Origin of the sequence: Algibacter ulvanivorans, from assembly GCF_048381495.1 — a bacterium.
GTDB classification, from domain to species: domain Bacteria; phylum Bacteroidota; class Bacteroidia; order Flavobacteriales; family Flavobacteriaceae; genus Algibacter_B; species Algibacter_B ulvanivorans.
This window is the reverse complement of the sequence record NZ_JBLWGD010000001.1, coordinates 1092314-1105086: the sequence shown is the minus strand read 5'-3', so window position 1 is coordinate 1105086 and position 12773 is coordinate 1092314. Positions and strand designations below refer to the sequence as shown.

General features: G+C 31.8%; 13 protein-coding genes. 3 read left to right on the top strand and 10 right to left on the bottom strand.

Annotated elements, in window-relative coordinates; translation table 11 throughout:
* Positions 1–15 precede the first annotated feature (15 nt).
* The 3 genes from ACNG5D_RS05150 to ACNG5D_RS05140 all read right to left on the bottom strand — a co-directional run bounded on the left by ACNG5D_RS05150 (position 16) and on the right by ACNG5D_RS05140 (position 3003).
* Complete coding sequence (locus ACNG5D_RS05150; RefSeq protein ID WP_418182423.1) at positions 16–570, bottom strand: hypothetical protein; 555 nt, start codon at positions 568–570, stop codon at positions 16–18.
* A 16-nt stretch (positions 571–586) separates the two neighbouring features.
* Entirely contained in the window at positions 587–1999 is a 1413-nt protein-coding gene (locus ACNG5D_RS05145) for a M20/M25/M40 family metallo-hydrolase (protein ID WP_418182422.1), read from the bottom strand.
* Between the two features lie 149 nt (positions 2000–2148).
* Positions 2149–3003, bottom strand: coding sequence for a PPK2 family polyphosphate kinase (locus ACNG5D_RS05140; RefSeq protein WP_418182421.1), 855 nt, complete (start codon positions 3001–3003; stop codon positions 2149–2151).
* A 130-nt stretch (positions 3004–3133) separates the two neighbouring features.
* On the opposite strand from ACNG5D_RS05140, the gene ACNG5D_RS05135 reads away from it, so the two are divergent.
* Positions 3134–3655 (top strand): flavodoxin family protein, encoded by a 522-nt coding sequence (locus ACNG5D_RS05135; protein WP_418182420.1) that lies wholly within the window; start codon positions 3134–3136, stop codon positions 3653–3655.
* Between the two features lie 88 nt (positions 3656–3743).
* Positions 3744–4418, top strand: a complete 675-nt coding sequence (locus ACNG5D_RS05130) for a hypothetical protein (RefSeq protein ID WP_418182419.1) — start codon at positions 3744–3746, stop codon at positions 4416–4418.
* A 53-nt stretch (positions 4419–4471) separates the two neighbouring features.
* Here ACNG5D_RS05130 and ACNG5D_RS05125 read toward each other — a convergent pair whose 3' ends face one another.
* From ACNG5D_RS05125 to ACNG5D_RS05095, 7 genes are all read right to left on the bottom strand, one after another.
* On the bottom strand, positions 4472–5635 hold the full coding sequence (locus ACNG5D_RS05125) for a sigma-54-dependent transcriptional regulator (RefSeq protein ID WP_418182418.1): 1164 nt from the start codon (positions 5633–5635) through the stop codon (positions 4472–4474).
* Between the two features lie 2 nt (positions 5636–5637).
* Positions 5638–6519 carry a DUF6268 family outer membrane beta-barrel protein gene (locus tag ACNG5D_RS05120; RefSeq protein ID WP_418182417.1) on the bottom strand — a complete coding sequence of 294 codons (882 nt, stop codon included), beginning with the start codon at positions 6517–6519 and terminating at the stop codon, positions 5638–5640.
* Positions 6520–6614: 95 nt separating this feature from the next.
* Positions 6615–7547: a mechanosensitive ion channel family protein gene (locus ACNG5D_RS05115; RefSeq protein WP_418182416.1), complete on the bottom strand. Its 933-nt coding sequence runs from the start codon at positions 7545–7547 to the stop codon at positions 6615–6617.
* Position 7548: 1 nt separating this feature from the next.
* On the bottom strand, positions 7549–8862 hold the full coding sequence (locus ACNG5D_RS05110) for an ABC transporter permease (protein WP_418182415.1): 1314 nt from the start codon (positions 8860–8862) through the stop codon (positions 7549–7551).
* Between the two features lie 4 nt (positions 8863–8866).
* On the bottom strand, positions 8867–9793 hold the full coding sequence (locus tag ACNG5D_RS05105; RefSeq protein WP_418182414.1) for an ABC transporter ATP-binding protein: 927 nt from the start codon (positions 9791–9793) through the stop codon (positions 8867–8869).
* Between the two features lie 364 nt (positions 9794–10157).
* Positions 10158–11279: a molecular chaperone DnaJ gene (gene dnaJ, locus ACNG5D_RS05100; RefSeq protein WP_418182413.1), complete on the bottom strand. Its 1122-nt coding sequence runs from the start codon at positions 11277–11279 to the stop codon at positions 10158–10160.
* Between the two features lie 9 nt (positions 11280–11288).
* Positions 11289–11837 (bottom strand): nucleotide exchange factor GrpE, encoded by a 549-nt coding sequence (locus tag ACNG5D_RS05095; protein ID WP_418182412.1) that lies wholly within the window; start codon positions 11835–11837, stop codon positions 11289–11291.
* A gap of 146 nt (positions 11838–11983) precedes the next feature.
* Here ACNG5D_RS05095 and ACNG5D_RS05090 point away from each other — a divergent pair, with 146 nt between their 5' ends.
* The gene (locus ACNG5D_RS05090) at positions 11984–12640 is read left to right on the top strand and encodes a YceI family protein (RefSeq protein WP_418182411.1); all 657 of its coding nucleotides are present in this window, start codon (positions 11984–11986) and stop codon (positions 12638–12640) included.
* Positions 12641–12773: the final 133 nt, after the last annotated feature.

Sequence of the window (12773 nt, the reverse complement as noted above, 5' to 3'; positions counted from 1 at the left end):
TAGAAACAAAATAAGCTATTGTTGTAATTTTCCTTGAAAAACACTTACTTTAGAATTAAAAGGGTTTCCAGAAGCGCGCCGTAACATAACTACTTGTCCGCAATGCCATAAAGCATCAGAAATGGGTCCATTAATTATATTCCAAAAAGGAATTTCGGTACTTTCAAGATTAAAAGGAGTTTCTAAATCTCTAAGTGCATCAGACACTATTTTTAAGTTTACAAGTGTACGCTTACGCTTTTCTTGAAAGGTTAATTCAGTATTATTTTCGTCTTTATTAGCCTTTAAAACACTACTTCTAATAAACTTTGAAAGCCCATAAAGATGCTCGATCGTTTCAGCTGAAGTTCTTCCAGTTTCACTTGCTCTATAACTTAAATCTTCAGCTCTTAACCCCTCGGTAGCCCAATAATATCTAAAGCCTAAGCCATCAATCATTCTTGCGGCTACTGTTCCTGTTGTATATATTTCAGGATTATCAGGAATTTCATAAAAAGGCCATTTAGCTTCATCTTGAGACATAACTAATGTTGATATTATTAAGGCAAATAACGAGAAAAATGTTTTCATTTATGTTTATTATAATTTAATCTTTTATTGAAGTGTTATTAGAAATTGGATTAACGCCATATTTATCGAACAAATAAATTAACGATGTCATGGTTGCAGCTCCCAGTTCTAGTTCGCGTTTATTAATAGCATCAAACGTATCGTTACTTGCATGATGATGATCGAAATAACGTTGCGAGTCTGGGCGCAATCCTGCTAATACATTAGTTTCTGTTTTTAACGGGCCTACATCGGCACCACTTCCGCCCTTTTCAAAATAATGAATTAAATAAGGTTTAAATAATGGTTTCCAACTTAATACTTGCTGAAAAGCAGCATCGGTACAATCAAAACTAAAACCACGAGGTGTAAATCCACCCGAGTCACTTTCTAGAGCAAATACATGGTTTTCGTTTTTTTGTTTTGCTACTTCAGCATACTTCTTTCCACCACGCAAACCATTTTCTTCATTCATAAACAAAACTACTCTTATGCTTCGTTTTGGGGTAACACCAGACTCTTTTAATAAACGTAAAACATCCATAGATTGTACAACTCCCGCGCCATCGTCATGCGAACCGTCGCCCAAATCCCAAGAGTCTAAATGCCCACCAACAATCATGTATTCATTTGGGTATTCGCTTCCTGTAATTTCGCCAATAACATTATACGACTGCACATCGGCTAATTGCTTACAACTTTGTTTAAAATAAAATTTAATTGTGTTATCTAGCTTTAACATAGTACTTAATAATTCGGCGTCGTTTGTGCTTATAGCAGCCGAGGGGATGCGTCTATTAACAGGCAGGTTATCGTATGTCATGCTTCCTGTGTGTGGCAAATCGTCCATTCGTAAATTCATAGAACGTACTATAACACCTACTGCACCATACTTTATAGCTTCTGCAGCTCCCATATAACGTTGGTTTACACAACCTCCATAAGCCTCGAATGTATGAATTAAATCGGCTTGCATTGGGCGATTATAAAACACTATTTTTCCTTCTATCTTTTCGGATCCAAGAGCTTTTAATTCTTCAAAATTTTTAACCTCTACAACTTCGGCTTTTAAACCAAGTGCTGGTGTAGCTACAGAGCCTCCTAAAGCACAAATATTTACATTAGTAGTTTTTCCTGGTTCGGTTTCTATATAAGCAAACTCTTTTGCGCCTCGAACCCATTTTGGAACCATAACAGGTTGTAACCAAACTTTATCTAAACCTAATTTTTCTAACTCTTCTTTAGTGTAAACAACGGCTCGCTCTGCTCCTAACGAACCAGATAACCTACTACCAATTTGATTAGATAAATGGTTTAACCAATCGTAACTTTTTCCGTTGGTTAATGTTTGTTTGTAAATGGTTTTAATAACCTCTTCATCGGTTTGTGCAGATACGTTTAAACCTAAAATAATTAAAAATAAAACTGTTGTAATTTTAAAAATCCTCATACGTATATATTTATGCTTAAAGATACTGTTTCCTTAAAAGTTATTTACTAAGTTTAAACTTAAATTTGTGTTAATACATACAAAACTAATTTCGGGACTAAAACTAAATCATCGTATTTAAATAGATTTATTTTAATATAAAAACCGATCTATTTCTCGTTATTAAGTTGTTGCTTATATAATTCTATATTAGCCTTAATATCATCATCTAATTCAGGCTCTTTAATATCTGTATACGCACTTAAAGTATCAAATAAAATTTTAGCAACTAAATACCTTGCAGAAGGTTTATCATCGGCAGGTATTGTATACCAAGGCGCATGTGGTTTTGATGTTTTATTTATAGCATCTTCATAACAATGTTGATATTTATCCCATAGCTTACGCTCTTTTAAATCGCCTGGAGAAAACTTCCAATTTTTTTCTTGCTTACGTAAACGCCTTAAAAGTCTATTTTTTTGTTCTTCTTTTGATAGGTTTAAAAAGAACTTAAAAATTAGTGTGCCATTTTCTGCAATATGTTTTTCAAAATTATTTATTTGCTCGAAACGTTTATCCCAAAAGGCATCGTTTACATCATCTACAGATTGAACATCTGGTATATTTTCGCCCATAATATATCCTGGGTGTACACGAGTAACCAATACATTTTCGTAATGTGTTCTATTAAAAACTCCAAATTTTCCTCGAGCAGGAAGCGCAATATAATGGCGCCATAAATAATCGTGTTTTAATTCTAGCTCTGTTGGTACCTTAAAACTGTGTACAACAACACCTCTGGCATTAAAATCTTTAAACACTTCGCGTATTAAACTATCTTTACCAGCCGTATCCATACCTTGTAAACATACTAATACTGCATACTTACCATGTGCGTATATGGTATCTTGAAGTTTTCCTAGTTGTTTTCTAACCTTTTTAAGTGCTTTTTCGGCATCATCTATTACAACTTTTGTTTGCGTGTTTTTAAGCTCTATGCTTGAAGTTACTTTGTAGCTATCCATACGTATAATTTTTCTGGATTAAATATATAAAAATGCCATCAATTTTATCATCCTTAACATTAATTGTTTCTATTTAAAACCTGGCTTTCTGACTCTTAAAAATTGTTCATTTGTATAAAAACTTTAAATTATGAATAAGACTGTAATTATACAGGGAAGCTCTAGAAGCCATGGAGATACCAGTAAAATTGTAAATTACATAGCTAACAATAATGGTTTTGATGTTATTGATTTGTATACTAAAAATATTGGACATTACGATTACGAATACAAAAATCAAGATGACGATTTTATTGAATTAATTACCAATGTTATAAATAAATACAACACCATAATTTTTGCTACACCTGTATATTGGTACAGTATGAGTGGTGTTTTAAAAGTGTTTTTTGATAGAATTTCGGATCTCATTAGAATACATAAAGATACTGGTAGACTTTTACGAGGCAAAAATATGGCCATGGTTAGCTCTAGTAATCATGACGATTTAAAAGCTGGATTTACTATGCCTTTTATAGAGTCTGCAAATTATTTAGGCATGAATTACTTAGGCGATATTCACACTTATATTGAAAACGATTTGATAAACGAAGAAGTTAAACTTAGAATAGACACGTTTATTGAAAATATAAAACAACACAAATTAATGTAATATATCAATTTCGACAAACGGTATAGTATTTTGTCATGTTTTTATTACATTCGCTTACCCGAAACTAAAAACTTAACCGCCAATACTTATGAGAAACAACTTCTTACTATACCTTTTAATGGTTACCTTTTACACTTATGGACAATCTAATTGTGAAGATGCTAATGCTTACCTTGTTAACGCCTATTCGCATGTTAAAGATGCTTATGAGTCTAATAATATTAGCCATTTAAAATATTATGCCAACAGATCTGTGGAATCGTTTAAACTTTCAAAAGCTTCATTAATAGCTTGTAATTGTGAAAACGCACTAAATTTAGCCAACAAAGGCATTGAATTATTAACTAAGGTTGAAACTGCCAAAACTTTTGAAGATGGACGTTTTTTTGTAAAACGTGCTAAAGCTATTAGTAAAGAAAGTGTTATAAAAATTGACGAATGTGCTTTTGCTGTTTATAATACAAATAACAACACAACCAATATTAATAATGAACAGCAACAGGTTTTAACCCAAGAAGAACAGGAAGCATTACAGCTAAAAAAAGAGCAGTTAATTACTACTTACAACCATGCGCTAACCTCAAATATTAAAGCGTATAACGAGGTTTTAAATTTATGTAATTGTAATTATGAAACAATAAACGATTTTTCGAATATAGAAGATGTTTCTACAAAAAGTATTGAGCAAATAAAAAGTTTCTACAAAAACAACTTTAAACGTTTGGCATCAAATTATTTAAAAGCTTTAAACTCGTGCCAATAAAACATAAAAGCGTTTTACAACACAAAATAATGTTATAAAACGCTTTTGTTTTTTTACTTACTAGCAAATAATTTTACATCTTGCTCGCTTACTTCTTTTCCGCCAAGTATTATTAAACGCTCTATAACATTACGAAGTTCTCTAATATTACCCGTCCAATCGTATTCTTGAAGCAGTTTTATTGCGGCATCAGAAAACTCTTTTTTAGCAGTTCCTTGCTCATTCGCTATTTTTCCAGAAAAATGTTTTACTAATAATGGTATATCTTCCCTTCTATCGTTTAAGGCTGGTACTTTTATTAATATAACAGCCAATCTGTGATATAAATCTTCTCGAAAACGCCCTTCTTCTATTTCCTTTTTTAAATTTTTATTGGTTGCTGCAACAACGCGAACATCTACTTTAATATCTTTATCGCTGCCTACGCGTTGCACTCTACTTTCTTGTAAGGCACGTAAAACCTTGGCCTGTGCAGACAAGCTCATATCGCCTATTTCATCAAGAAAAATGGTTCCGCCATTGGCCGCTTCAAACTTACCGGCTCTATCTTTATTGGCACTTGTAAATGCACCTTTTACATGACCAAATAATTCGCTTTCTATTAACTCTGATGGTATGGCAGCACAATTAACTTCTATTAAATTACCTTTTGCACGTTCACTTTTTTGGTGTAACCAATGTGCTACTAATTCTTTTCCTGTTCCGTTTGGTCCAGTAATTAATACACGTGCATCGGTTGGTGCTACCTTATCAATAATATCTTTTATTTGAGAAATAGCTGCGCTATCTCCAATCATTTCATATTTTTTACTTACTTTTTTCTTTAGTATTTTATTTTCGACTACTAATTCTTTTCTATCTAATGCATTTCTAACGGTATTTAGTAATCTATTTAAATCTGGTGGTTTCGATATATAATCAAAAGCACCAAGACGCATTGTGTTTACGGCCGTATCTAAATCGCCATGACCAGAAATCATAACTATAGGTATTTCGGGTTTTATTTTTTTAACAGCTTCTAATACCTCAACGCCATCCATTTTTGGCATTTTTATATCGCAAAGTACTAAATCGAAATCGTCGTTTTTTATTTTTTCAATACCTAACAAACCATCTTCGGCTTCATCAACCTTATAAGCATCGTTTTCTTCTGAAAGAATTTTAACAAGCACACGTCTTATCGCTGCTTCATCTTCAATTACTAAAATTTTTGACATAGTTATATTTTAAATTTAAGTCCTGTTCTTAAATAAAACGCATTTAAATCATTTAATTTAAAAACTTCATCTCTATTTTTATTTCGTAAAACATTATTTAGTCTAAATGTATAACCTGTATACATATAGGCTACTAAATGTTTAGTAAAGCAATATTCGTACCCAAATCCTCCTATGGCTACAGATAATGAAATATGTTCTACATTTTGCCCATTAATTACTGTTGGTTCTTGCAAGTGTGCCAAGTATCCATCTAGTCCTACAAATGCCTGAACGTTATTCCTTTTATTAAATGTATACTTTATATTAGATTTTGGTACTCCTACATTAAAGCTCCATTGTTGGTTTATGGCTCTATAATAACTTACAAAAGGTAAAGGAAATGGCAATCCTGTTGTGGCATTATAGGTTAATCCTAAAATTAAACGATATGGTCGTTTTAGGTTTTCATCTTTTGTTCTATCATTTATAAAAAAAGCACCGCCGTTCATAAAATAATCGTCGGAAGTTAATGATTTTGTAAGAGTTGAGGCTATTCTTGGATTAAATTTTACACCAAATCGCCATTTTTTATTCCATTTAAAAGTATACCCTATATTTAAGTCTATAACATGAATTCTTTTTAATGCAGATGTATTAAACGGATAATTATCTTCAAGGTTAAGAAAAATACTATTATACTCGGCTCCTAAAATTAAATAATTATCTGTTTTTATTTTTACAGGATAATTTAAAAGCGCTCTTAATCTAGTATACTGGTCTTCTGAATTACTTTGTGGAATAAAAGAGTACTCTAATCGTGCTAAGTCTGTTAATTGAGCATTAGATATTTGAAAGATAAAGAACATATAACTTATAACAATCCATTTTAGTTCTTTCTTCATCTTTTTACTTAGGTTTATATTACAACCTGTAATAACGCAATTTTTATTAATAAAGTTAATGTTATTTTAATTCATTCATATAAACAAGCCTAGTTTTATGGTTTGTTGGTATTAAATATATGAATATCTCGCTGAGGGAATGGAATAGATACGTTATTTTCTCTAAATAGCCTATCAATTTCAAAACGGATATCACTTTTAGGGAATTGAGCTTTAAAACTATCATTAATAGTAAATACTATTTTAAAATCTAACGAGCTTTCTCCAAAATTGGTAAAAACTACTGTTGGCTCTGGCTCTGTAAGTACATTTGGGTGTGTGCTTGCTGCCTGTAATAATAGTTTTTTAACCAATTGCACATCGCTACCATATGCCACACCTACCGAAACCGACTCTCTTGTACTAGACCCATTTTGTGTCCAGTTATACAAACTGTTTTCTAAATACAAATGGTTAGGTATTACCAAAACTTTATTATCTATAGTAACAGCGCGAGTTGTTCTTAATTTTATTTCCTCTACACGCCCTACTTTTCCATCAATTTCAATAATATCGCCTACATGAACCGATTGATCTATTAATATAAATATTCCTGAAATGATATCTTGAAAAAGGGTTTGCAGGGCTAAACCAACACCTATTAATAAGGCTGCAGAAGCTGCAAAAATTGCTGTAACATTTATTCCTATAGAATCGAAAACAACGAGTATAACTATTAGGTATATAATCCATCTGGCAAACGAAAAGACGGTAGTAAACTTAGCTTTATCATCTATAGGCATGTTTCTGGTTACAATTCGTCTTATCCATCGTAAAAAATAAGTTGTTGCAATTAAAACAATTGCTACTAACAATAAATACTTAACTTTTAATACAATATCATGAGCATTATCACCTGTTCCTGTTGTAAAATTTATAATTTTAAAATCAAGAAACGCTATAATTTTTTCCCAAAGCGAGCTTTCTGTAATGGCATGCTCTACTTTATTAACCTGCTCTTCTATTTGGTTTTTTACTTGATCTTGCATTTTAATATTTAATCCATTTTATTAATTCTTTATAACTTGGCTTTTTTCCATACATTAAAATACCAACTCGATAAATTTTAGCTGCAAACCAAACGGTAAACATAAAAGTTCCTACTAATATTAATATAGATAATATTTGTTGCCATATAGGAACTCCAAACGGAATTCGCATAAGCATAACTACAGGTGATGTTAATGGTATAAACGAAAATATGGTTGAAACCGTACCATGAGGATCTTCTATTACTGTAAATATACCAATATAAACGGCTAAAATAAGTGGTAAAATTATAGGTAACATAAACTGTTGCGTATCGGTTTCATTATCTACAGCCGCTCCAATAGCTGCATATAGCGAGCTATAAAGTAAATAGCCGCCAACAAAAAACAATATAAAAGCTATAATTAAATTAGCCAATGGTAAATTAAAAAATGCCGTAAATATATTTTGAATTTGGGTACTAATTTCTGGGTTTTCCATAGCTTGCTCTACTAATTGTTGTTGTGGGGTTTGCATTTGCGCAATATCTATACCCAGTATTAACGAAGCTACGGTCATTAAAACACTTCCTAAAACTAACCAAATAACAAACTGTGTAATGCCTGCTAACGAGGTTCCTATAATTTTACCTAACATAAGTTGCACAGGTTTTACAGATGATATTATAACCTCGATAATTCTACTGGTTTTTTCTTCAATAACACTTCGCATTATCATGTTACCGTAAATTATAATAAACATAAATAGTAAATAACCTGCTGCGCCTCCAAAAATAAGTTTTACAACACTATCTACCTTTGATGTTTTTTCGCCTTCAAAGCTTTCTTGATTAATTTCAATATTTACTATTGAAGCTTTTAGTTTCTCTACATCTATACCTTCTTTTATTCTATTTTGAAGTGTTAACTCTGATTGAATTTCGCTTTCTATATTAGAAATTAAGGTTAACGATGGTGATTCTTCTGAATAAAATGTTAAGTTTTTAGATTTTAAAGTTCCTTCTGAAACTTTTGATATGTATAATAAACCATAGCCTTCACTTTCTTGCACTAATGCTTTTGCATCGCTTAACGTCATTCCTGAAAGATAGTTATAAGATGTGTTTTTTGAGTTTTCAAATACATTTTTAACTAATCCAGACTCATCTAAAATAGAAATTACCCTAACCTTATCGCTATTTAAATTTGCTAAATATGCTACAATAGCAATAAAGGTTATAAATATAAATGGGCTTAAAAATGTCATTATAATAAACGACTTATTTTTAACCTTTGTTAAGTATTCGCGTTTTATAATAAGTGGTAAATGATTCATAAAATTAACTATTATTAACAGCTTGAATAAAAATATCGTTTACGCTTGGAATAAGCTCTACAAAATGCGACACTTCACCCTTTTGGGTTAAATAGTTTAATAACTCGTTTGACGATTCGCCTTGCTGCAGTTTTATGTTTAGCTTAAGCTCTTCTTCAAGGGTTTTAAAATTGGCTTTAGACACGCTAAATTTTTCAGACAACTCTTGCTTTAAAACAGACTTATTATCGGTTCTTATACCAACCTCGAAGGTGTTTATTTTATATTGACGTTTTACATCTATTAAATTGCCATCTAATATTTTATTTGATTTATGAATTAGAGCAATATCATCGCACAACTCCTCTACAGACTCCATACGATGAGTTGAAAATATAACGGTTGCTCCATTGTCGCGTAGCCTTAAAATTTCGTCCTTAATTAAATTAGCATTTATAGGGTCGAATCCAGAAAAAGGCTCATCAAAAATCAACAATTTAGGTTCGTGAAGTACGGTTACTACAAATTGTATTTTTTGAGCCATCCCTTTAGATAGTTCTTGAATTTTTTTATCCCACCAATCTCCAATTTCTAAACGGTTAAACCAATATTTTAAGCGTTTTTTAGCTTCTGCTTTCCCTAAACCTTTCAATTGTGCTAAATATATGGCCTGTTCGCCAACTTTCATAGATTTATATAAACCGCGCTCTTCTGGCAAGTAACCTATATCCATAATATGTTTTTGGTTAAGAGGCTCGCCATCTAAAATAACCGTTCCAGAATCTGGCATAGTTATTTGGTTTATAACACGTATAAGTGTGGTTTTTCCTGCTCCATTTGGGCCTAATAAACCAAAAATGCTACCTTTTGGTATAGAAATAGACACGTTATTTAAAGCTTTAAAGTCTCCAAAATATTTAGACACATTATTAACTTCTAATAAGTTATTCATTCTTGTTTTTTAATTGGGTATTTTGTGGTAAATATATTAAATGTTTAGGCTAGTAGCTTAATGCTTTAAGTATTAATTGCGTTATAAATTTAGATAAGCTTTATTTAAAAACTAGCTAAAACACAACGTTATAATGTTTTTGATAGTATAATACTTATTTAAAAAACAAAACCCACCCTCAAAAAAAATTAAGGATGGGAAAAAAATTGCTATGAAAAAGAAAAATTATCACTAAAATATATTTAGTGATATTCAAATATAGTTTTTTTTTCTTTACTTATAGCAAAACTGCTAATTTTCTTCTTTTTAGCTCAAAAAAAATCCACTTTACAAAGTGGATTTTACAAGTATTATGATGTTTTTTTTAAGAAAACATATCTTTTACTTTTTCGAAAAACGATTTATCTGAACTTTCTGGTTTTGGCGAGAAATGCTCGTCTTCTTGCATAGATTCAAAAAATTCTTTTTGTTGTTTGTTAAGTGTTTTTGGTGTCCAAACATTAACGTGTACTAATAAATCGCCTTTTCCGTATCCGTTTATGCTTGGTATACCTTTTCCGCGTAAGCGTAAAATTTTACCAGATTGTACTCCGGCTTCAACTTTTATGCGTACTTTTCCTGTAACAGTATCAATTTCTTTTGATGTTCCTAAAACAGCTTCTGGAAAACTTACATATAAATCGTAATGCAAATTGTCGCCTTCGCGTTGTAATCTGTCATGTACTTCTTCTTCTATTACCACTATTAAATCGCCAGAAATGCCATTACCTGGAGCTTCGTTACCTTTTCCAGAAACTTTAAGTTGCATACCATCTACAACACCTGCTGGTATTTTAATGGATACGGTTTCTTCTGCAACTTTTAAGCCTTGTGCATCTGCATCGCTAGGTTTTTTATCTATAATTTGTCCAGCTCCACCACATACATTACATGGCGCCGAGGTTTGCATTCGTCCTAAAATGGTGTTTGCTATACGAGTTACTTGCCCAGAACCGTTACATGTAGAGCAGGTTTTATATGTTGTACCTGGGGCTTGTATTTTACGTTTTACTTTAACTTTTTTCTCTATACCTGTAGCAATTTCTTCTAAAGTTAATTTTACACGTATACGCAAGTTACTGCCTTTTACTCGACGTTGGCCACCGCCGCCGCCAAATCCAGAAAAACCACCACCAAAGCCGCCGCCGCCAAAAATATCTCCAAATTGGCTAAATATGTCGTCCATATTCATGCCGCCGCCGCCAAAACCGCCACCGCCGTTTTCGAATGCTTGGTGCCCATATTGGTCGTAACGTGCTTTTTTATTTTCGTCGCTTAAAATTTCATAAGCTTCTGCGGCTTCTTTAAATTTTGCTTCTGCGTCTTTATCATCTGGGTTTTTGTCTGGATGAAATTCTATAGCCTTTTTTCTGTAAGCTTTTTTAATTTCTGCAGCAGTTGCGCCTTTACTAATACCTAATATTTCGTAATAATCTCTTTTAGCCATGTCTTAATTTTATTGCCCTATAACTACTTTTGGAAAACGAATTACTTTTTCTCCTAAAAGGTATCCTTTTTCAACTATATCAATAATTTTACCCTTTAAATCATCAGAAGGTGCAGGAATTTGTGTAATGGCTTCGTGGTTATCGGCATTAAACACATCGCCTTTATTAACTTCCATTTGTTTTAGGCCTTTTTGTTCTAGTGTTTTTATTAGTTTTTGGTAAATTAACAATACACCTTTACGTAATTCTTCAGCTTCTTTATCGTCTTCTATATGAGTTAATGCACGCTCAAAGTCATCTAAAACAGGTAATAAAGTTTTCATAACATCTTCACTAGCTGTAGAAAATAATTCTATACGCTCTTTTGCTGTACGTCTTTTATAGTTTTCAAACTCGGCAAACAAACGTAAAAACTTATCTTTTTCTTGCTTTACTTCGGCTTCAAGCTTTTCTTCGTTAGTTAGCTCGTCTTCAACTTGCTCTTCAACCTCAACAGTTTCCGCTTTAGTGGCTTCTACTTGTTCGTTTTCTATATCGCTTTTATCTTTTTTACTCATGGTAAATTCAATTTTTTCAATCTTAAATTTAAGTTGGCAAAAGTACTGCCAATATTATAAAAATGTCATAATGTCATTAAATAATTTTATTTTTTTTTTGATTATGATTGACTAATTTTACACAACAAACACTAATATATTTTAAAATGAAAAAGAATTTTGCAACAATTTTATTTATTTCGGCTTTAAGCTTAACCGTTATTGGATGTAAAGACAAGGCTAAAGAAGCTACAACAACAGCGGCTGAAGAAGTTAAAGAAACCGTAAACAGTAACGCTTATGCTGTAAACACCAAAGCTTCTACTATTGAATGGAAAGGGTTTAAACCTACAGGTTCGCACAACGGAATTATTAATATTGAAAGTGGTGTACTTGATGTAACTAACGGACAAGTTGTTGGTGGAACATTTATTATTGACATGAATTCTATAACCGTTTTAGATATTCCTGCAGATAATGAGGGGAATGCTAATCTTGCTGGGCATTTAAAAAATGAAGACTTTTTTGATGTTGAAAAATACCCTAGCGCCGGATTTACTATTACAGGCATAGAAGAAGTTGATGGAAAAACAATGCTTTCTGGTAACCTTACTCTTAAAGAAGTTAAAAACAACGTTACTTTTCCTGTTACCATTACTAATAACAACGGTACCATTTCGCTTACAAGTGAAACCTTTACTATAGACAGAACAAAGTGGAATGTACAATATGGCTCTAAATCTATTTTTGATAATTTAGGCGATAAATTTATTAATGACGATATGGAGTTAAAAGTTTCTGTTAAAGCTGCTGCACAGTCGTAATTAACAAAACATATTATTTTTAAAGCCACTTTGTATAAACGAGGTGGCTTTTTTTATCTCATTTACTTACCATAAAACACAAAATATTGTTAAAGCCTTTTTTGTTTCTAACCAATTGTTTAGTTTTGTCTTG